The 22,903-nt window shown below is 41.8% G+C and carries 15 protein-coding genes; 3 read left to right on the forward strand and 12 right to left on the reverse strand.

What is annotated here, in order from left to right:
- Positions 1-58: 58 nt before the first annotated feature.
- The 3 genes from cax to B5D77_RS16480 form a co-directional block, all read right to left on the reverse strand.
- On the reverse strand, positions 59-1,144 hold the full coding sequence (gene cax, locus B5D77_RS16465; protein WP_002735957.1) for a calcium/proton exchanger: 1,086 nt from the start codon (positions 1,142-1,144) through the stop codon (positions 59-61).
- Positions 1,141-1,602: a cupredoxin domain-containing protein gene (locus B5D77_RS16470; protein ID WP_106909218.1), complete on the reverse strand. Its 462-nt coding sequence runs from the start codon at positions 1,600-1,602 to the stop codon at positions 1,141-1,143. Before B5D77_RS16470 ends, cax begins: the two co-directional genes overlap by 4 nt.
- A gap of 162 nt (positions 1,603-1,764) precedes the next feature.
- Positions 1,765-2,073, reverse strand: a complete 309-nt coding sequence (locus B5D77_RS16480) for a DUF6679 family protein (RefSeq protein WP_002735547.1) — start codon at positions 2,071-2,073, stop codon at positions 1,765-1,767.
- Between the two features lie 1,182 nt (positions 2,074-3,255).
- Here B5D77_RS16480 and B5D77_RS16485 point away from each other — a divergent pair.
- Positions 3,256-4,665 carry an IS4 family transposase gene (locus B5D77_RS16485; protein WP_106909948.1) on the forward strand — a complete coding sequence of 470 codons (1,410 nt, stop codon included), beginning with the start codon at positions 3,256-3,258 and terminating at the stop codon, positions 4,663-4,665.
- A gap of 180 nt (positions 4,666-4,845) precedes the next feature.
- Here the strand turns inward: B5D77_RS16485 and B5D77_RS16490 are convergent, their stop codons facing one another.
- The 5 genes from B5D77_RS16490 to sir form a co-directional block, all read right to left on the reverse strand.
- On the reverse strand, positions 4,846-6,006 hold the full coding sequence (locus B5D77_RS16490; RefSeq protein ID WP_254052975.1) for a P-loop NTPase fold protein: 1,161 nt from the start codon (positions 6,004-6,006) through the stop codon (positions 4,846-4,848).
- A gap of 141 nt (positions 6,007-6,147) precedes the next feature.
- A complete protein-coding gene (locus tag B5D77_RS26675) occupies positions 6,148-7,104 on the reverse strand; it encodes an IS110 family transposase (protein ID WP_216362947.1) in 957 nt (318 codons plus the stop codon).
- A gap of 300 nt (positions 7,105-7,404) precedes the next feature.
- The gene (locus B5D77_RS16495; RefSeq protein ID WP_008205187.1) at positions 7,405-7,563 is read right to left on the reverse strand and encodes a hypothetical protein; all 159 of its coding nucleotides are present in this window, start codon (positions 7,561-7,563) and stop codon (positions 7,405-7,407) included.
- A gap of 1 nt (position 7,564) precedes the next feature.
- Positions 7,565-9,445, reverse strand: a complete 1,881-nt coding sequence (locus B5D77_RS16500; protein ID WP_106909220.1) for a tetratricopeptide repeat protein — start codon at positions 9,443-9,445, stop codon at positions 7,565-7,567.
- A gap of 102 nt (positions 9,446-9,547) precedes the next feature.
- Positions 9,548-11,485: a sulfite reductase, ferredoxin dependent gene (sir, locus tag B5D77_RS16505; RefSeq protein ID WP_106909221.1), complete on the reverse strand. Its 1,938-nt coding sequence runs from the start codon at positions 11,483-11,485 to the stop codon at positions 9,548-9,550.
- A 196-nt stretch (positions 11,486-11,681) separates the two neighbouring features.
- On the opposite strand from sir, the gene B5D77_RS16510 reads away from it, so the two are divergent.
- Positions 11,682-14,081 (forward strand): ATP-binding cassette domain-containing protein, encoded by a 2,400-nt coding sequence (locus B5D77_RS16510; RefSeq protein ID WP_106909222.1) that lies wholly within the window; start codon positions 11,682-11,684, stop codon positions 14,079-14,081.
- Positions 14,082-14,474: 393 nt separating this feature from the next.
- On the opposite strand, the gene msrA is transcribed toward B5D77_RS16510, so the two are convergent.
- Positions 14,475-15,137, reverse strand: coding sequence for a peptide-methionine (S)-S-oxide reductase MsrA (gene msrA / locus B5D77_RS16515; RefSeq protein WP_008206109.1), 663 nt, complete (start codon positions 15,135-15,137; stop codon positions 14,475-14,477).
- A gap of 584 nt (positions 15,138-15,721) precedes the next feature.
- Between msrA and B5D77_RS16520 the strand changes: the two genes are divergently transcribed.
- Complete coding sequence (locus B5D77_RS16520) at positions 15,722-17,704, forward strand: ATP-dependent endonuclease (RefSeq protein ID WP_106909223.1); 1,983 nt, start codon at positions 15,722-15,724, stop codon at positions 17,702-17,704.
- A 219-nt stretch (positions 17,705-17,923) separates the two neighbouring features.
- On the opposite strand, the gene B5D77_RS16525 is transcribed toward B5D77_RS16520, so the two are convergent.
- The 3 genes from B5D77_RS16525 to sat form a co-directional block, all read right to left on the reverse strand.
- Positions 17,924-19,576, reverse strand: coding sequence for a hypothetical protein (locus B5D77_RS16525; RefSeq protein WP_008206104.1), 1,653 nt, complete (start codon positions 19,574-19,576; stop codon positions 17,924-17,926).
- A gap of 75 nt (positions 19,577-19,651) precedes the next feature.
- Entirely contained in the window at positions 19,652-21,724 is a 2,073-nt protein-coding gene (locus tag B5D77_RS16530; RefSeq protein ID WP_106909224.1) for a caspase family protein, read from the reverse strand.
- A complete protein-coding gene (gene sat, locus B5D77_RS16535) occupies positions 21,721-22,890 on the reverse strand; it encodes a sulfate adenylyltransferase (RefSeq protein WP_002739877.1) in 1,170 nt (389 codons plus the stop codon). The genes B5D77_RS16530 and sat overlap by 4 nt, the downstream gene beginning before the upstream one ends.
- Positions 22,891-22,903 lie beyond the last annotated feature (13 nt).

Genomic DNA, 22,903 nt, shown 5'->3' on the forward strand with positions numbered 1-22,903 from the left:
GTGCTATCGATCCATTTTAAGACAGAAATCTCATAAAATACCGAAATCTCTTTTTTGGCTAGGTGGGATGGTAATAAAAAGCCACTGCCAAGATTAAATAGGTAGCTAGTAATAGGGTTCCATCTAACCAATTGGAACGACCAGTAAAGCTGATTAAATTAGTGACAACCACCGCCACAATTAAAGCCACCACGTTAAAGGGATTAAAATTTAAATCCATCGGTTGCTGCCAAAATTGACCGATAAAAACTAATAAAGGTGCCACGAATAAAGCCACCAATAAACTATCACCCATAGCCACGGAAACCGTTAAATCCATCTGATTTTTTAGGGCTAATTGAGTGACGGTAACTATTCCAGAAACATCGCTAATTAAAGGAATAAAAATTACCCCGATAAAGAGAGGAGTGAGATTAAATCCTTCCATCACCGATTCCACTACATCAACAAATAAATCCGACTCATAGGCTACAGCTACAGTGGAAGTAAGCAGCACAAGTAACCAAATCCAGACTTGAGCTTTTTCTTCCTCACTAACCTGATTGTCGGGGGTATTTTCGTTACTTAATCCCACTTCGTAGAGATAGCTATGGGTTTTCAGGGAAAATAATAAGGTTAACCCGTAAACTATTAATAAAACCGTGGCGGTGACTAGGGAAAGGCTGAGAATATCGGCAACTTCCACCACGTTAGAAGTATATATTACTAAAGTTGGTAAAGCGATCGCTATTACTGCTAAAGTCATAGAAGAACCATTTACCCGCGCTAAAATCGGTTTAAATTCCTGCTCTTTGTAGCGAATTCCTCCCGTGAGCATTCCCATGCCCATAAATAATAATAAATCGCTGAGAATACTACCGGTAATACTGGCTTGTACGATGTCCACCAAGCCTTTTTTTAGGGCAATTAAGGCAATAACTAAAGTGGTAGTATTGCCAAAGATAGCATTAACTAATCCTCCCAAAGTTGGCCCAGTGACTACGGCAACTCTTTCCACAGACGTACTTAACCAAATTGACAGGGGAATAATCGATAAAGCGGCAGTGATAAAAATAGCTTGATCTCCCCAATTAAGACGACTAGCGACCACCGATAGGGGAATAAATAATAGGAAAGCAAAGGAGACAATTTTTCTTAAATTCATGGGTTATTAATGGCAATTTCTCCCACCATTCCCGCTTCGGCATGACCCGGAATAGTACAGATTAATTTATACTTACCGGTTTTGAGTGGAACTATTACCCATTCTGCCTGTGCATTAGGTTTTAATTCTAGTTCGTGAATTGCCCCTTTAATCTCCACTTTTCCCGCTTCAACTTTCTGCGTCCAACTAGCATCGGCGAAGTCTTTAGCGGTAAAATAATGTTTAGTGGGACTGGGATTATCGAGGATTAATTTGTATTTTTGTCCAGCAATAAAGTCTAGTTGACTAGGAAAGAATTTTAATTCTCCTTGCCCGGAGCCTAGACTAATTTTAACTTCTAGAGGGGCAGAGCCAGCCAAGGCGGGAAAAGTTACGAACCAACAACTAATTAAAACTATTACTACTGCCACAAATTTTTGATAGATATCCTTGCCAGCGAAGTAGGGATTAGAATTCATTTTGCTCCTGCAGCTTATAATAGAGAAAATCTGGGGGCTTTGACGATAATTTTAGAACAAGTGGTGATTATTACTGGCTCTCTTCCCTTCCATTCCCTAAAAGTCCCTTGGCTACTGTTCAAACCTCGGGACTTCTAGCCACTGTAATTTAAATCGACAAAATTAATCTAAGCTATCGGGAGAATGGGGATAAAGTTGTTCTGCTTCCGGACAATCTTCCGAGACATTAATATCAGGATTCGTCCGCGACACCGATGCCAGTTTTCTGCTCACCGCACCGATACTTTCTAAACGCACCATTTCTTCCCAAGAACTAATTTCGTCTTCTTCCTCTGTTTCGTAGCGAATGGTGACGAGATCGCTTTCTAGATCGATAATACGAGCATTATCAATCCATCTTTGCTGATCGCGCAAGAAAATGCAGACTTCCTGACCATCCATACAGAATTGATAAATCTTGCGGTGTAACATAAATTGCTCCTAAACAGCTTCTTTTGTTGAATTCAACTAACGGGAAGTGACAAAATGCCAATCTCAGCAATAGCTCAAAAATTCCCGCGGATAACACAAAAGGGAGAAAAATTCCGCTATCAGTGGCAAGAATGGGAAAGGAAAGTCAGGTTTCCGGTTTGGGGCTACGTTCTTCAAAGACATCGATTCGATTAATAGACGGCCTCGGCGATCACTAAAAAATCGCCCTTATAGAGTCATTGTGACATAAATTTTCACTTCCTAACAGTATTCCTGGATGGAATCGGCAATAAGGTTTAGGGATGAGGTTATCCCATTTTTCTTTATTCATGGCAGGCATTCTACACCCCTCTCGCGCCCCTCCAACCCCCCACATCGGTAGGGTAGGGGGAGTTGGGGGGTGAGGGCAATTAACCATATCTGCCATTACTTTTGAAAAATGCTAAGTACCTAAGCAAAATTAATTACACATATCTAACCACCTCTTGCCTCCTGCTTTTTGCCTCTTGCCTATCTTCACTAGGAAATTAATTTTGCACGACTACTTATCAGTACCGTCCCCTTTCCAACCCCGAAAAATAGCTATAGACGCTCTGTCATCTTGGCAAGTCATGGGCCATCGCTCGCCACTTGATTCCGTTGGCCGATAGATAGGGTTTGCTGAAAAAGTAGGGGCGAAGCATTCGGATAGAAAATCTACGGTTTCAGCGATAGGTTATGCCAAATGCTTCGCCCCGACAGGACGCGATCGCCGCTCAAGATGCCAGGTTTTTGAGCCACTAGCTGGAAAATCTTGCAGCTGCTTGGCCAAACAGTCCCCCAAACCCCTTACCTCGTCTATATTTCACATTTATTCAGCCAACCCTAAATAAAAAATGGCTGTGAGCTTATAGCTACTTCAGGGTAAGCGCATCTTAAGGATCCTTGACAAAATGAACTTTATGTGAGTTGCTTACCCAGAGAGCGATTCAGGCATATTTGAGGAGAATTTGCCATCTCAATTGTTAAGTAGCTGGTTATAATTAAATTAAAAATGGATTTTAGGTTCGATCCCCCCTGCCCCCCTTGATCTATCCATTAGTCAGATCTTTCTTAACAAAAAGAGAAGAAACTTAAAAAAAGGGGAAACGATTGATAGGTATAGTTTTGAAAGAAGGAATTAAGGTGGAGGTAAGCAAAAAAATGGAGAAATGGGCAGCCCAAGAATTACAGTATGCAGACCTAGGGGACACCAGAAGAAAGAAAAGGTTAATCAGTATCGTAGAAAACTTGGCCAGCCAACCTAGTACAAGTGTGCCACAAGCTTCGGGAAATCTAGCCGCCGCCAGTGCCACCTACGACTTTTGGAATTCCCCCTATTTTCACCCCTCAGATATAATTGCCGCCCAAGCTAAAAGTACAGTAGAAAGAATCAAAGAACATCCAATAGTTTTGGCAGTGCAAGACACAACAAGTTTAGACTTTACGACGCAAAAAGCCAAAAAAGGAATGGGTTATCTAGATTGTAAAACATCCTTTGGTCTCAAAGTTCATACCACCTTAGGAGTCTCAGCGCAAGGAGTACCTTTAGGACTGATTAATCAATATGTCTGGGCAAGAGAAGAAAAGAATTTAGGGATTGCCAAGCAAAGAAAAAAAAGAGAAACTCAAGAAAAAGAAAGTCAAAGATGGTTAGATTCTTTGTCAGAAACACAACAACAAATACCCGAAGAAATTCAAGTAGTAACAATCGGAGATTCTGAGGCAGACATATTTGATTTATTTGCCCAGTCAAGAAATCCTAACTCTCATTTATTAATTCGAGGAACTCATAACCGAAAAGTTAACTATCTCGAAGACAAGCAAAGGTCAGGGCATCCAGAGACTAAATATTTACATCAATCCATCAGAGAAATAAAAGCCTGTGGTAGCCTAGATGTGCAAGTAAAACGCAATCCTAATCACGAGGCTAGACTAGCTAAACTAACAGTTAGATTTGCCAGTTTTGAAATACAAGTACCTAAGCATCACTCGAAAGCGAACCCTCGTCAACCGGTCAAATTACAGGTAATTTTAGCTGAAGAAGAAAATCCGCGTCCTGGAGTTAATCCTATCAGTTGGCTCCTCTTAACTAGCCTAGACATTAGTAGCTTTGAATCAGCGATAACCTGTGTGCGCTGGTATAGTTATCGCTGGTTAATAGAACGCTATCATTTTGTTTTAAAAAGTGGTTGTGGATTAGAAAAACTGCAATTAGAAACGGGTCGGAGAATTGAGATGGCCTTAGCTACCTATTCAATTGTAGCTTGGAGATTACTTTGGTTAACCTATCAAGCACGCTTACACGGAGAGGAGAGTTGTGAAAGTTTTTTGGAAGAACATGAATGGCAATCTTTGTGTGCCACTATTCATAAAAAGAGTCCGCCACCTAAAAAGCCGCCCTCCTTTCGAGAAGCGGTCAGAATGATTGCTTCTCTTGGGGGGTTTTTAGGTAGAAAAGGTGACGGTGAACCAGGTGTTAAAACTATTTGGTTGGGACTGCGAAGGTTACATGATATCAGCGAGACTTGGAAACTGTCTCATCAAATTAGTTCCCCCATAGAACCCCCTTGAGCCATCTGGCACACTTTTCTCTTTTTGTCAAATTTTATGTTAAGAAAGATGTGACTAATGGATAGCCCCCTTGATAAGGGGGGTGCCGATAGGCGGGGGGATCTGACAACTTTTAACGCCTACCTACTTAATAGCGTTTGAGATGCGCTCACCCTGTACATCGAAGGAGCTATTTATTATTTACTCAGACTGAGACTCAGGGAGTAACTTAGGTTGAAATAATTGGGAAGGAACAAAACGAAAACCGCTTTGATCTTCTTGACGAATTAATAATCCTTGTTCTTCCATCGATTTAAGTTGGGGCAAGAGAGCAACAAAGGTTATAGCATCAAGTTTATCCAAAGTTTGATCAGAAATATTCTCACTAATGCCACCGGCTTGATGAGCAACGTATAATAAATGACGAAACTCAGGACTTAAGCGATAAATAAATTTTTCTTGAAGGATTTGCCAAATTGAATAAAAAGCAGTTTCATCAATAGTTTCATATCCTGCTGAAGCAGCTTGCCGTAATACTTTTTCACAGATAGTATTCAGTTCTCGAGGAATTCCTTGAGCGTAACCCGTAATTAAATTGATGACTTCCTCTGTGAAAGGATAGGTATCATTTCGCTGTTCGTTTCTGGCACTATTAAGATAATTAATAGCAATGTGACGTAAATCATCTTGACTCATGGGTTCAAGGGGAATATCTTCAGAAAAGATACCAAGGGCTTTTAAGGTTGCTTCTTGAAGCTCGGTAAAGCCTCTTCCTGTCATGATAAATCCTCGATGTTTTCCCATCCGAAATAAATCTAAACTACTTTCTAAAATTGTTTGGACAACAATGGGGTCTTTTTTGTCAAAATCATCAATGGCAATAACAATACGAGAATAAATTTCTTCGGCTCTATTTAATAAACGAATGAGTAAAGGATAGGGATCAATTTTATCTGTGGGAGTGACTGAATTTGCAGGAACTTCTTGTCGTCTTCCAAAGGATAAAAAGCCTAATTTAACTTGCCCTTCGATAGTGGTTTTATTGCGTTGGATAGAATACCCTAAAAGCGTATTAGCAATGTCTCTTGATTCTTGATCACTATCCGCTAAACTATCGGCTACAGCTAATAATAAAGCACGATAAAATTCCGTGGAACTTTCCCCAGGAATACTGCTAATATAAAGCAATAACATTTTTTCATTTAATTGGTTAACTTCCTGTTGTAACTGGTTAATTAAATTAAAAATTAAGGCGGTTTTACCAATACCCCAAGCTCCCCTAACTAGGATATTACGTCCTTCATATAAGTAGGTGGGTGGAATTAAATATAAAATGAACGTAGCGACTGTCTTGATTGTCAAGGGGTAACTCAAAAAACAATCAAGGAGTTGCTGTCGAACCTAAAATCTCAAGCCAGAAAAAAGCGCAGCAAAAACTAAGTCGCTCAGGTTAAACCAAAGCAAGCGCAACCCTTGATCAGAGATAACAAAAAGTGTGAATCTCTAGGAACAAGGTGGTAAATTGTCAGCAAGCTGCCAAGGCTGATTTTGGCGAACCATTGCATTAAGAATAACTAAGATTTTCCGCACACAAGCAGTCAGAGCCAGTTTTTTTGATTTACCGCGTCCGACTAGGCGTTCGTAAAAGGTTTTAATCACCGGATTATGACGCATAGCTACCACCGCTCCCATGTAAAGAGTCGCCCGAATCTGAGCGCGACCTCCCTGAATCATTCGCTTACCTTTATGTTGACCACTATCATGATTAATCGGTGCGACACCGACTAAGCGAGAGATTTGTTTGGCGGTTAATTGACCGAGTTCTGGTAAGTCGGAGACGAGAGTAGTAGAAATTACTTGACCAATCCCCGGCACGGTTTTGAGTAAATTGACTTTCTCGAGCCATTGTTGGTTAGCTTGGGTCAATTCCTCAATTTCTTGATTGAGTTTTTCGAGGCAGTTATCGAGATACTCAAGATGGGCTTCGATATCGACCAAAGCTTTACCGCGAGCGCGTTCCCGTCGGTTTTTTTCGGCAGTCCGCATCTCGACAAGTTGCCGGCGACGACTAATTAAGTCGCCCAATTGACGAGATTCTTCCGACTCAACCGCTAATATTTGCGGTTGCATTGCTTCGCCAAAATGAGCTAAAATTTGAGCGTCAATGGCATCGGTTTTGGCTAATTTACCAGTGGCTTTAGCAAAGTCTCTTCCTTGACGGGGATTGATTAAGGCTACAGGTAAATCCGCTTCTTGTAATTGAATCACCAGTTCAGTTTCTAAACCTCCTGTTGCTTCCAGAACGATGAGGTTGACAGTGTAGGATTTTAGGGTTTCGACCAGTTTAGATATGTCCTCCTTTGTGTTAGCAACTTTCATCGCTTTACTGAGGGGACGAAGGTAAACATCTAGGGTCGCTTTACTAATGTCAATGCCTACCCATTGAGAGATATTTTCCATGATTAAACCTGAGAAATTGGCGGGATTAATGGTTCTTTTGGAGAGCATCCCCTTGATTTTACTCATCCTTGCCCGATACGGTCTCTTAGCTTAACAATTGATTGTTTTCGCCACGACCCCGGCGACTGTTCGAGTTTTGTCAGGGAGATTATGGTGGTGACCCTTGCTACGAAGCGGTCTTTTCCGACCAAGGTTGGGACGGTCTACCACCTCTCTCAATATACAAGGTTGGGTTGAAGCATGAAACCCAACGCCCGCATGGGTTACGCTACCGCTAACCCATCCTACAAATAATTGTGCCTACCTACTTAGGGTCGGAATAACTATATCTAAAACTTGATCTCGTCCATAAAAAATCTTTGCTAATTTTTTGCGATCATCGGGGGGAGTTGGTCGAAAAGGATTTTCTATCAGTCCCCATTTTTTGAGAGTTGATTGATAACGGCTGAGTCTTGTCATTTTAAGCAGATTGTAGAATTTTTAGTAGATGATTAATTTCCTCTAGTCGTTCCTTATCATTGTTTTCTTGATAATATGTTTGTGCTTCTTTTAAATGACTACAAGCTTGGGAAATCTTGCCAATTTGTATTTCTAGATTGCCCAGTGCAGTTGTCACAGAAGCCACATTATCTTGATCACCCAAACGACGGAATAGACGTAAAGAATCTTTAAAATAAAGTCTTGCCTGTTCGAGCCTACCAGTGCGATGATAGAGACGGGCAAGTTCCAATAAAATTGGAGCCAAACTACTAATATCCTTTTGTTTTTGATAAAGTTGCTGACAGCTTTCTAAGTGTTCAATAGCTTCTGTATAATATCCACCCTCAAATAAAGCTTTTCCTAATTGATAGGAATAGTTAAAATATAAGGTTTTGTCTTCGGTTTTTTCAATAATTTCTCCAGCTTGTTTATAAGAGTTAATTGCTTGTTGAATGTCTGCCACTTTACCAAGAAGTTTAAATCGTTCTCTGAGAGTATTGGCTAAATTATTTTGAGTAGTTGCCCAGTCAAGAGGAAAGGCATCAAAAGTACGAATTTTTAAGGCTTCTTGATAACAGAAAATTGCGGTTTCTATATTCTCTACTATGTCTCCTTGGATTCTGTTTATGTAAGCAGTCCCTAGATTATTTTGTGTTACTGCCCAATCTTGAGGAAAAGCATCACGGGTCAACACTTCTAAAGACTGGTTGTAAGCAACAATAGCTAACTCTAGATTATCTGCTCTTTCCCCTTTGATGCGATGTCTATAAGCATTCCCCAGATTATTTTGTGTCCTTGCCCATTCATAAGGAAAAGCATCACGGGTATAGACTTCTAAAGACAGGTTATAAGCAACAATAGCTAACTCTAAATTTTCTGCCCTTTCCCCTCTGATGCGTTGACTATAAGCAGACCCCAGATTATTTTGTGTTACTGCCCAATCTTCAGGAAAAGCATCACGGGTCAACACTTCTAAAGACTGGTTGTAAGCAACAATAGCTAACTCTAGATTTTCTGCCCTTTCCTCTCTGATGCGTTGACTATAAGCAGCACCCAGATTATTTTGTGTCCTTGCCCATTCATAAGGAAAAGCATCACGGGTATAGACTTCTAAAGACAGGTTATAAGCAACAATAGCTAACTCTAAATTTTCTGCCCTTTCCCCTCTGATGCGTTGACTATAAGCAGCACCCAGATTATTTTGTGTCCTTGCCCATTCATAAGGAAAAGCATCACGGGTATAGACTTCTAAAGACAGGTTATAAGCAACAATAGCTAACTCTAAATTTTCTGCCCTTTCCCCTCTGATGCGTTGACTATAAGCAGCACCCAGATTATTTTGTATCCTTGCCCATTCATAAGGAAAAGCATCACGGGTATAGACTTCTAAAGACAGGTTATAAGCAACAATAGCTAACTCTAAATTTTCTGCCCTTTCCCCTCTGATGCGCTTATTATAAGCATTCCCCAGATTATTTTGTACGCTTGCCCATTCATAAGGAAAAGCATCACGGGTACAGACTTCTAAAACCGTTTGATAGCCTGTAATAGCGATTTCTGGATTATTAGCCCGACTTCCCAAGGGAAAATTTTGAATATCAACACATAAATTCTGAATCACCCCGACAATACCCGCCACTTCTTCTGGTTTCCCTTGAGAAAACCTATATCTAGCCCATTGTTGCAACAGTTGGGCAAAGATATCATCTAACAGATGTTGACCGCGTTGTAGGATAGGATAAACCACCGTAGGATCGCTATTACTGTCATATTCTGCTTGTAAGACTTCTGATAAAAACTTCTGATATTCCTCTATACTTCCCCCTTGAGGGTTGAGAAACTGCCCCAAGTGTTGCACCATATCGCGTAACCAAGATGATGTGATGGACTATGATTTTTTCGACAGACCGACCCTATGAATATACTAATTAAAAAAAGGTGGGTTAAGTCCCACCTTGATAACTTAGGATTTTTGGCTGAAATAGGCCTCTAGCGCCTCATTGATGATTTGATTCATCGGCCGTTTTTCCGTTTCCGAAGCTTCCTTGAGACGGACAAACATATCATCGGGGACGCTGACACGGTTTTGATTTTTACGCACGCGTTTGGGTTTTGATTCAGTGGTAGTAGTTTCGGTCATTTTAGGTGTGTAGGTGGCTGAAAATGCTTGTAAAGCAGGGAAATTGACTCGATGACAGAATTCTCCGAAGGTTTCGTTATTTTGTTGATCCTGTTGGAAGTAAACAAAAATCGGTTCTAAGACCTTTTCTAGATCATCGATCGCCATTTTATCCAAATAGGGGCGCGCTAGTCGAGTTTGATCGGCTGTTCCCCCTAACCAGAGTTGGTAGGAATTGGGAGCGCTACCCACAAATCCTAATTCTGCCATATAGGGACGCGCGCAGCCATTAGGACATCCTGTCATGCGGATGACAAATTCTTCTTTGCTTAATCCTAAGCGATTAAGCAGGGCGCGAATGCGTTCAATCACGCTGGGTAAAATTCTTTCTGACTCAGTAATCGCTAATCCACAGGTAGGCCAAGCGGGACAGGCCATGGCATAACGGGTTAAAGGGTCAATTTCGGCGGGATCGGTGACAATTCCGTGTTCTTTCAGGATCGCCTCGATCGCTTGTTGATCCTGGGGTTCGATGTCGTAGAGAATGATATTGTGGTTAGCCGTCAAGCGCATGGGTAACTGAAAACGCTCGATAATCACTTTTAAGGCGGTTTTTAGCTGAAAACTGCCTTCATTTTTGACCCGGCCATTCTCCACAGAAAGACCAAAAAATAATTTTCCGTCTCCCTGTTCATTCCATCCCAAAAAGTCTTGATATTTCCAGTCGGGGAGGGGTTGGTAGGGGGCAATTTTTTGACCGAAATAACCCTCAACAGTGCTGCGGAATTTTTCTACTCCCCATTCTTCGAGGATATATTTCATTCTCGCATGACGACGCTCGCCGCGATTACCGTAATCCCTTTGGGTTGCCACGATCGCTTTTACCAGATCGTACACCTCTTCTTTGTCCACATAACCGATCGGATCGGCCATTCTGGGGAAAGTTTCCTCCTTATTGTGGGTCCTTCCCAGTCCACCCCCCGCAAGGATGTTAAAACCTCGCAATTCCCCGTTTGCATCGGTAATCACCACCAAACCGAGGTCATTGGTGTAGATATCGATGGAGTTGTCTCCGGGTACGGTGACACCGATCTTGAACTTACGGGGCATATAATGTTGACCGTAGATCGGTTCGATCGGATCGTTTTTGTTAATGCCATTTGTATCTTTTTGTCTCGATGCCTTGACTTCTGGGGCTTCTTCTGCACTGATAACTTTTTCGCCATCGAGCCAAATTTCGTAGTAGGCTCCAGTTTGGGGACTGAGCAAATCGGCGATATTATTGGCATATTCCCAAGCATAGCCGTATTCGGGGCGATTTTTGTAGGGGGCTGGCGGTGCGGTGACATTGCGGTTAACATCACCACAGGCCGCTAAAGTGGATCCCATACTGCGAATAATTTCCCCGAGGGTAGCTTTGAGATTTTTCTTTAAAATGCCGTGTAATTGGAAGCCTTGGCGGGTTGTCACCCGTAAAGTGCCGTTACCATAGCGATCGGACAAACTATCGAGGGTAAGATATAGTTGCGCGGGAATAAACCCCCCCGGACTGCGGGTACGCAACATCATTTGATAGTCTTTTTCTTGACCTTTGGTTCTATTGTCGCGATTATGCTGTTGATAGGAACCGTGAAACTTGAGGATCTGCACCGCCGCATCGGTAAAATGAGTTGTATCTTCGAGGAGTTCACTGGCCAAAGGTTCTCGTAGATAATTACTGCGTTCTTTGATACCTTCGACTTTAGAAACCTTGGCGGTAGGAGAAATAGGAGTTGTAACCATCGTCTAACAGCACGATAACCTGTGGATAGGTCTTAGGAATAGGAATTTAGACAAGCTCGATCGATCCTAAGAAGTTTTACTAAGATGATCTCTAGAGTTCGTTCCAGACTCTGAGGTTAACAGTAGCGATCGAGACCTTAATTCTATCTTAGCTTCTTACCGTCCCCCGCGAACGCCATCTACCGATCGAATTTTTATGACCAATTCTCCCAACATTAAAACGGTTATTAGTCAAGAACCCTACATTATTCTTAACAATCAGGGAGAAATTCTCCCTTCTATTAATCTGAGTCGTCCTAATTATAAATTGGGACGGGATGATCAACAGGTGGATTTAGTTGTTCCCCCACACTGGACGGTGGTGAGTCGAGTCCAAGCTTGTTTTCGTCGTCAGGGAGATGATTACTATATCTACGATGGAGACGGAACTAATCCTAGTTCCAATCAACTTTTTATCAACAATCGCGTCATTACCCCCAAAGAGGGCCATCTTTTACAAAATGGGGATGAGATTAATATCGGTCAAGATGCCAAAAATTCGGTCAAGATTACCTATTATCATCCTAACCAACTGGTAAAAAGCCCCCCTTTAGCTTTTAAATCGGTTTCCCTAGGCCATCGCAGTGTAGTTTTAGGACGAGATAATGCTGCGACTGTGGTTTTAGACGCGCCGACAATTTCCCGACAACACGCGATTATCGACAGCGATAACCAAAATCGTTATATTCTCCACGACCAAAGCACCAATGGAGTCTTTATCGACGGACAAAAAGTATCGGGTAGTGCCATTTTAACCAACGGTTGTACGGTGAGAATCGGCCCCTATAGTTTTTGTTTGCAGGGAGATGAATTAGTTTTATTAGATACGGGGGATAATATCCGTCTAGATGCCGAAAATATCGTCAGGATGGTGCGGGATAAAAAGAAACAACCCTTGATAATTCTCAATCATATCTCCTTACCGATCGAACCGAGTCAATTAGTGGCGATTGTCGGGGGAAGTGGTGCGGGAAAATCGACTTTATTAAAGACTTTATTAGGAATTGAACCCACCACCTCCGGGACAGTTTATCTGAATGGGGAAGAGCTGCGCCAGAATTTTAATATCTATCGCACCCAAATCGGTTATGTTCCCCAATACGATATTGTTCACAGGGATTTAACTGTGGGAGAAGTGTTATATTATGCCTCTAAATTAAGGCTACCTCCGGATATTAATTGCCAAGAAGTGATCGAGAAAACCCTGCAGCAGGTGGAATTGTTAGCAAGAAGAAATACTTTAGTCAGAGACTTAAGTGGTGGTCAGTTAAAAAGGGTGAGTATTGCGGTAGAATTATTAGCCAATCCCAAATTATTCTTTTTAGATGAACCCACCTCGGGATTAGACCCCGGTTTAGATAAAAAGATGATGGAATTGCTGGCAAAATTGGCCAAAGAAGGCAGAACAATTCTCCTAGTCACCCATGCTACTAATAATATCAATCTCTGCGATCGATTAGTTTTTCTCGGTCAAGGGGGCAATTTATGTTATTTTGGTTCTCCGGGGGAGGCCTTAAATTTTTTCTCTTTACCTCAGGGGGATTTTGCCGATATTTATATTCATCTGGAAACTAGCGAAAAAGTTGAGCAAGAATGCCAACGTTTCCAACAATCCAACTACTACAAAAATAATATTGAAGCAAGAATAGGTAAAGTATTTCAGCAAAATAAGAGTAAACCGCAACAGGTTCAACAGTCTTTTTGGCTACAACTACAGGTTTTATGTCAACGCTATAGCCAATTAATTATCCGCGATCAGGTTAGTTTAATTTTATCCCTATTAACCGCCCCGATCGGAATTTTATTAATGGCCATGGTTTTAGGGGACGAAAATCCTTTATTTTTGGGGGATAATCCCAGTTTTGAGCAGGCTATCCAATCCGCACCTTTAGCCTTAAAAACTCTCTTTGTTTTTACCTGCGCGCAATTGTGGGTAGGTTTTGCCTGTTCCCTACAGGAAATTGTCAAAGAATCGCCAATTTATCGGCGAGAAAGATTAGTTAATCTGGGATTATTACCCTATTTATTGTCAAAAAGTCTGGTTTTAGCAGCCTTAGCTTTTCTGCAAACAATTGTCATTACCTGCGTGATATTTTGGGGATTTACTGACCCGCAACCGGAATTAATGACTTGGTTAATTGGCTGTTTTATTACCACATTTTTAACTATATTTGCGGCAATTAATCTCGGTTTATTAATTTCTGCTGGCGTTAGTAATATCACCCAAGCAAATAGTGCCTTACCTTTAATTTTAATCCCTCAGATTATCTTTGCTGGGGTATTATTTAACTTAGAATATCTGGGAAAATATCTATCATGGTTGATGATTAGTCGCTGGTCAATTGCTGCCTACGGTGTATTAGTAGAGGTGGAAGCTATGATTGCAGAAGCGAAAGAACAAAATAGTTTTAATTTCCCTTTACCCTTTGAGGATGCCAATCAAGTTTATCAATTATCTATCAATAATTTGTTATTGAATTGGGGAGTATTAATTCTTCATTCTCTTATTTATTTTCTCCTTACCTATTGGTGGCAAAAAAGAAAAGATATTTTATGATCTAAATTATGAATTATGAATGATGAATGATGAATTATGAATGATGAATTATGAATGATGAATGATGAATGATGAATGATGAATGATGAATGATGAATTATGAATGATGAATGATGAATTATGAATTATGAATTATGAATTATGAATGATGAATTATGAATTATGAATTATGAATTATGAATTATGAATGATGAATGATGAATTATGAATTATGAATTATGAATTATGAATGATGAATTATGAATTATGAATTATGAATTATGAATTATGAATGATGAATTATGAATTATGAATTATGAATTATGAATTATGAATGATGAATTATGAATGATGAATTATGAATGATAACTGATAACTGATAACTGATCACTGATCACTGACTCCTAACCCTACTTAATTTAACTTCAGATCAAGAGCGATCGGACATTCCACTTTCGTTCCCCCTAAACCGCAGTAACCGCCGGGGTTTTTCGCTAAATATTGCTGATGATAAACTTCAGCATAATAAAATTCAGGTGCGTCGAGAATTTCCGTGGTAATCTGACCGTAGTTCGCTTTATTGAGAGCTTCTTGATAGATCGATCGAGATTTTTCCGCTAATTGCTTTTGCTGGGGACTATAGGTATAGATACCCGATCGATACTGAGTTCCCGTATCATTACCCTGACGCATTCCTTGGGTGGGATTATGACTTTCCCAGAAAACCTTTAACAGTTGTTCGTAGGAAATCACACTGGGATCATAGACCACTAAGACCACTTCATTATGCCCAGTCATGCCGCTACACACTTCCTGATAGGTGGGATTAGGGGTGATACCAGCCGCATAACCCACGGCCGTGGTGTAAACACCTTCTAATTGCCAAAATTTGCGCTCTGCTCCCCAAAAACAGCCTAAACCGAACATTGCACTTTCCATACCGCCAGGGAAGGGGGGCTGCAAAGGATGACCGTTAACGTAGTGGCCGCTAGGTACGGGCATTTTTTCCGATCGCCCGGGTAGTGCTTCCCTTGCTGTGGGCAAAGTTACTTTTTTTCCGAATCCGAATAACACCATAATTAAGAATTTGTCCAGAAAGTTTTACCTTACTTTACATTGTCGCTTAATTTTGGCGATTTCAGTGATCGGTGATCAGAACCGAGGCTGCAGATCAATTTTTGTCAATCTACTGATACCATTTTTCTAAAGTAATGGCAGAGATGGTTAATTTCCCTTCCCCCCAACCCCGCTCCGGCGAAGGGAAGAGGCGAGTAGGATGCCTGCCACGAATAAAGAAAAATGCTATCAGCCAATTACTTTGAGAGTTAAGCAGTAAGCGTTAAGGTTGTTGGGTTTCGCTTTTTCAATTGAATTAATACGTTTTCCCCCAAGTATTGTTTCGCTCAAACCAACCTATGAGACTGCTCCCTAATTAGATTTAATTGGGCTAACCTACTTCCCAATTGTGTTAGCATCAGAGATAAGTATAAAACAGCCGAACGATTAAAGCGGGACTATTGGCTCTATGTGGTGTTTAACTGTGGGATGATGTCGGAAGTTTATGTCATTCGAGATGCGGTTACGCTAGGACGGCAACCTGTTACAAGCATTGAACATTATCAGCTTGGACTAGAGGCAATTCTACGGCAGGATGAACGGGAATGAAGATCAGCAAAATTCAGATTAAAAATTTTAAGTCTTTTCAAGATGTTACCGTAGATTTAGATCCTGATTTTAATGTCTTTACTGGGGTTAATAATTCAGGAAAAACCAATTTGCTAGAGGCGATCGCTCTTTGGCATGAGTGTTTTAACTTCTTGTTATACCAAGCAATTCGTGCTAAACCTGAACGTTATCGAGCGGGGCATTATGTTTTTAAAGATACTCAGTATTTACTTTACACAGATGTAAAAACGGTTCGTAGTTCTAATATTGATGACTTATTTTATCAGTGCGATAAAAGTCAAAAAATTGAATTAATTTTTATCTTTCAAGACATATATTCTGAGCAAAGACCAAACCCATTATTAAAGATTGGTTTTTCAATTACAAATTCCCATGGCAACAGCTACAAGCTAGAATTTTTAAATCGTCAAGATTTTGATTTTTTTCAGTTTAACCAACTATTTCATAATTTTCCTAAAGCAATTGGCTGTTCTTTTGCTTCTCCTGTTGCAACGATTAGAGCAGACGAAAGATTTTTAACTACTCCGCAGGTACTAGAAGCAATTCAAAAGCGAGAATCGGTTGAAGTCATTCGTAATCGTCTATACACTCTTCATAGTGATCAAGCAGATCCTCAATTGTATGAGAGATTTAAGCGCGATTTGTCGTATATTCTCTTTGATAGCCCTAGTGCAGAGGTTAGCTTTTTTACTTCTAGTGATTTTCGGGATGATGTCAAAGTTATTATTAATTACAAAATTGATAATCGTGATATAGAAAAAGATATTTCTTTACTGGGAAGTGGGACAATACAGATTATTGTAATTTTATTAAATTTATATTCTTTTGGGCAAAGAAATGATCTCAATTTGATTCTTTTTGATGAGCCTGATAGTCATATTCATCGTGACATACAGAGTCGGCTAATCAATACACTGCTTAGATTCTCTGAGACAACACAAATTTTTTTAACAACTCATAATGAAAGTTTAATTCGACAGGTTTCTTTACATCAATTATTTCATCTGGAAAATAGACCTCAATATAATTATAATGCTTTATCTCGACAAGAACTTCCCGTAGAGCCACGCTTTAAAGGAATTTATCCCTCTGCGCTAAATCCTATTATTAGTTCTTTAGGGAATAGTAATGGTTTAGATTTTATTAATGCCGTTGAAGCGGATAAAATCATTTTTGTCGAAGGTCAGGATGATGCAAAAGCAATTTATACGTTATTACAAAAGAATACTATTGGTATAAATACAAAAAAATATTCTTTCTGGGTGATGGGTGGAGTCTCTCAAATTTTTAAGGATTTACCTAGTTATAAAAAGATTTTTCAGTTAATTAAAAATCAGCAGAATTTATGGCAAAAATCTGTGTTAATTTTTGATAGAGATTTCTTAAATGACGACCATAAAAATCTAATTATAAATAATTTAGATAATCGGTTTAATTTGCCAACTTATATCCCAAGTGCATATACGTTTGAATCTATTTTATTTACAGATTTTGATAAATTAGGTAGGTTACTTTTTCTGTGGTTAAGTCACCAGCAAAATTCGATTTCAGTGGATGCCGGAAGTCTTGCTCAAGGTCTTAAACAAGCCTATCTGAACTATATGAATCCCAAATTACAGCAATTACTCAATGATGATGAGGCATTTGAACAAATCATCTATCAATGCCGCTCTATTCGGGATAAGCTTAAGAGTGATGATATGTTGGGTACAAATGATAGGTCAATTCCAGAAAATGATGTTCAATTATCAACTGCTTATCGCAACTATTTCAATCAAATTTTGAATACACGGGATTTTTACAAGTATGCCAAAAAAGATGACGTTCAAGCAATTATCAATCAGGTGATCAGCCCTCATAATATAGAGTTCAATATTGAGCAAGATTTTATTTCATTACTCAATCTTGTTGATCGCTCGACTTGGTTTAATGAGTGGGATTTTTTAACGAGATTGTAGAATTTTAACCATGATGACCTACCCTAAACGACTGATCAAAGTTGACTTACCCGTTAAGGGAATTTCTGCCCATGCGCGGCGGTAAAAATCGATTCGTCATGGGTATATTTCTACACTTCATAGCGCAGCTTGACGGTGGGAGTATGTCAATGAATTGGCTAAACAAACTGATTACTGGTCACTGTTCACTGAAAAAAGCTCCGTCGCTGCCGGTTCAAATTAACCAAAGTGAGGCATAAGAGTTAAAACTCCCAAGTCTAAATCTTTACTATCGATCGATTTTGCCTCGTAGAGGGCTAACATATCGTTTAATTGGGGATTACCGCAGGAGGAACCAGTTACCCCCATGGCAACAATCAAACCACAATAACCCTCGGTATTTTTGATGCGTTTTTGCCAATTGCGGCGAGCATTACGGTGGTCGGGATCATCTTGCTCGAATTCCCCAAACAGATAGAGATCACCATTAGCCATTTTCAGAATGCCGAGATCATAACGGGTATCTTCGAGGGGATCTTCGCCGGGGTTAAAACCAATGGCCTCCAAACCGCCAGCTTGTTGGATTTTTTCGATCAGTTCCTTGGCTTTCGGTCGGGAGGTCTGGATCATCACCACGGGGAAACCCTCTCCTTTTGTCGGTACGGATTGGGGTTGATAATGAATCTTCGGCCGATTGCGAATTTTATCCAATAATTGCCAGGGAACCATTCCCAGACTCAGATGTGCATTATCAGGGACGAGATTCTCCTTGAGTACGGATTCTTCCTCATCATCATCCTCATCATCATCCTCATCGTCGTCGTCCTCCTCTAAGAGTTGCATAAATTCCGCACATAGATCGGGCATCGTGGCCACCGTCACCGCCACAGTTTCCCCTTTTGCCTGTTCGGGATCGAGGGGAATGCGAAAACGACGCTGTAATTCTCCGATCGGTTCTTCGGATAAAGCGGATTGATTGCCTTTAAAAAAGCGCAACAGAGCCATTAAAGCTAAATATACCGTGATTGCTTCTTCTTCATCCAAATAGGGGCGAATACCTTCGTAGGGATGCACGCTGCCGAAAACTGGATGGATTTGGGAAGGGGCGACCGAGGCCAGATCGTAGTCATCCTCATCATCGTCCTCGTCATCATCGGCCAATTCGTAGCTTAAAAACCAGCAATCTTGGGAAAGAAAGGCTTTTTCTAGTCTTTCCATCGATTTTTCTTCTAAAGCGGCCTGCCGGAATTGTTTGAGGGATTCCAGGGAACGATAGAGAATGACTCCGTATTCCCGACCGAGCATTCCCATGACACAGGCGTAAAGATTCGGGAAATCGGGGCGATCGAGCTTAATTTGCAAAATATCGTAATCAGCTAAACAGGACCAGGGTTCAGCTTTCCAAATTTCGTGAGCGGTTTTCACTAAAGCGGACTGCCAAGCGAGGGGAATTGCCGGGGGGCGGTTATTTTGGAATTCCTCGAATCCGCGAAAGAGATCATCGATCAGGGGCAAATTGGGGACATAATCGATGGTGATATCGAGATCTTGCAGTACCCCGCGCAGAAAAAACTGTGTTTCTCGATCGCGGACGATAATTTTTTTCGGTCTGGCTGGCCGGGCGGGGTTTTGGGGTGTTTCGATGGCGCGGATTAAGGTTCTCACCATGGCCTCGGGCCCGGTTTCGGGGGAAACTACTTCCATAGCGCGTACACAGCCCTCGCTGCCATCCACCCAGATCACGCACTCGCCACCGCTTTCTTGATTTGGTTCTAGGGTAGCCCGGGGCATCCTCTCGGATAAGGATAAAGCACGACGATCTCCTTCCCAAACGCTGGGAATTTGTGGGATTTTTTTGAGGCGGCTTTGGGTCGTCCGGGGCAGAAGATTCATCGGGAAATTTAGGGGTAGCTGTGTTAGGATTTTAACCTTTTCTTTTCAAGGATTCCATAGAATCATTCTATCGATTTAGTCGATAACTTGATAAATAAACCGGAAACCTGACCAAGTTCCCAGATCAAAGGCGTATTCATCAATGACACTGCCAGAACTATCCATTTTTAGACCTAAATCTAATTTTAGATCGCTCCAGAAAGCTCTGGCTATTTCTAGGGGGTTAGTCAGGGTGAGCAGTTGGGTTGCTTCTCCCTTGAGGCTTTGAGTGGCATTGAGAAGGGTTAAGGTGTTGGGGAAAGGATGGCGACTGAAGATCAGGAGATGTTCTCTGATGCCCTTGGCTTGACTAATTTTCCAATGTTCTTGGCGGTCATTGGGGATGGTGGCCTTGGTTTTGGCCGCCACGACAAAGGGGGCTAATGGGCTGGAATTGCTGAAATTATCTGGGTTTTCCGGACGGGAACAGTATAAAAGCGGTTGGCGATCGCTGTCGAGGACAAGGATCAGTGCGTAGAGGGGTTGTTCTTCTTGATTCTCGATTTGATAGCGAATTTCCGTACCGACGGGCAGAATTAAGTCATTTTTAGCGGTATTATTCCCCCTGCTACCCGCGATTTTTTGGGTTTGTAGCGTGGAGATATAGGTTTGATCGAGGCTTTCCAGGGTGACGATGACGGCTAAACCGGAGGATTCTTGATTGATCAACAAGTGCCACAATTTGCAGGCCAGCAGGGTTTCTAGTTGCGATTGCAGTCGTTTGATTCCCGATTTAATTGCTTCGTTGGCCGCCCCTAAACTACCGATAATTAGGGAGCCATTGGGAGATAATAGTTGATAATTGCCAGTTTCTTCGCTACCAACTCGACTTAAGAGACAATCTACCGTTTGTTCACCAATGTTAACCACGGCGGCCACATCGGGCAAACTGGCAAAGGTACTGGTGGCATCTACCCGTTCAATCCGGGTTAAGTTACTATCCAAACCGACGATTAAGCCGATTTGACTGGGAAAAACCCGCAATTTTTCCTCTAGAATCTGTCCTATTTCTAGGGAGGCGGTTGCTGATAATAACTGGGCTTTGGCTTTTAAACCCTGACGGGAGAGAATTTTTAGGCTGATTTCCTGCCCAGTCGCCTCAATAAAGCTCAAACAGGAGTTAATCCCGTAATTTTCTAGGATTTCTAAGGGCAGGCCGACCAGATTGACTTCTAGGGTGCGTTCATCAATAAGATTTGTAACAATTGCCGCTCCACCCCTTGACTTTTCTGGCTGTATATGATATGGCGGCGCAGAATTATTTTGATTACCGGTCAGGATTGCCGGTTGCTGTTGTTGACTGCTGTGACTAGCGACGAGATGACGGAGACGGGGAAAAGCGATCGCAATTGTCGGACTGGGGCAAGCTTGCCAGAGATACTGGGTGAGATCATAGGTGAATAAGCCAGCATTAGGGCTATTACCGCTCAATTCCAGGGCGATTTGCTCTGGTTTAGCGGCAGCGAGCATAACGCCGTTACTAGGCTTATTTTTGAGGTTAAAACGGGTTTTAATATCGGTAGCGAAAGTTAATTCGGCGGGGTTAAGATCAGTAAGGGTTTCGGGATAGGAACGAACGCGGAGATTACCGAGATAGGGCTGAGGTTGGGGGAGATGACTACTATCAAAAACCAAGCTAAACTTATCCGTAGCTAGACAGCGAGCCATCAGCAGGATATTTTCCTTGATTAAAGCATTTTCTGCCCCATCAGCAGCAATAAAAACCTCTTTTCCGGCCCCAAGACTGCCATAACCGCTAAAGTGAAAAATGACCACATCGCCTGCCTTGGCTTGGGCGATCAGGTGTTCTAAAAAAGCCGCTTTGATCGCTTCTCCACTGGCTTTTTGTCCCGTTAAAGTTACTATATCAGCATCCTGAAAGCCAAAACGATAACGGAGAAGGTCTTTTTGTAACTCCACATCGGTAAGACAGCCGGGCAGCGGCGGAGTATTCGCCCCATACTGGTCAATACCGACTAAAAGAGCCAATTTTCGGGGATTAGGGGCGGCGAGAGCGGCCAAATGACGGTTAAGGGTTCCTTGACTAATCGCCAAAGTCAGCAACCCCCAACCTGTCTGCTGGATCAATTCTCGCCTAGTTATGTTCATGATCCTTGCATAGCCCGGATTAATTCGGCAGCCACTTCTGGACGGGAGAATTCCGGAGGTGGTAATTCTCCTTTGCGCAGCAGTTCCCGGACTTTCGTTCCCGAAAGGTGGATTCTTTCTTCCGGTAAACTGGGGCTAGTTTTGGTGGTTGCCATTCCCGAAGTGCGGGTACAGTAGAAAGCGTGTTCAAACTTCATTGGCACGATTCCCAATTCCCCCGGCTCGAACTCATCAAAGATATACTGAGCATCGTAGGTTCCGTAGTAGTCACCGACTCCGGCATGGTCACGACCGACGATAAAATGGGTACAACCGTAGTTTTTACGGATAATAGCGTGGAAAATTGCTTCCCGGGGGCCAGCGTAACGCATAGCTGAGGGGTTGATAGCTAGAATAACGCGATCTTGGGGAAAGTATTTATCCATCATGATCTCATAGCAACGCATCCGCACATCGGCCGGCACATCATCGCTTTTGGTAGCGCCGACAAGAGGATGCAAGAATAAACCATCTACCACTTCTAGGGCGCATTTTTGAATGTATTCGTGGGCCCGGTGGATGGGATTACGGGTTTGGAAACCGACAATCGTTTTCCAAGCTTTTTCGTGGAACATTTTGCGCGATTGCAGAGGATCGATCTGATATTTGGGAAACTGAGGATGAGGATCGCGCTGAAGTAACCAAATCGGACCTGCGAGGTTAATTTCTCCCTGTTCGTAGAGGACTTTTACCCCGGGGTGTTTCTGGTCGTCGGTACGATAGACGTTAACTGCTTCGTGGGCTTTATTATAACGGTATTTTTGGGTTAGTTCTAGGACTCCGACAAAGTTGCCTTCGCTGTCATCTAAACGAATCCAGTTGCCTTCTTTGAGGGGATCCGCCACTTCTTCGCTAACGGAAAGAGTCACGGGAATTGCCCAGGGTAAACCATTGATTAGACGCATATCATCGACGACTTTTTCGTAGTCGTCCTGTTCCATAAAGCCTTTGAGGGGACTGAAACCACCGATAGCAATCATAACTAAATCCGAGAGCGCTCGTTCATCTAAGGAAACTCGCGGTAGTTTTTCAGCTAGGGCCAGAAATTCGGCTTTTTCGGCAGCGGTAGCAATACGATTAATTAATTGCCCACCGTGGGGCGCGATTCCTTCGGTCAGTACAGTCATAAAAATTTCTTTA

The organism is Microcystis sp. MC19 (assembly GCF_003019735.1).
GTDB lineage: Bacteria > Cyanobacteriota > Cyanobacteriia > Cyanobacteriales > Microcystaceae > Microcystis.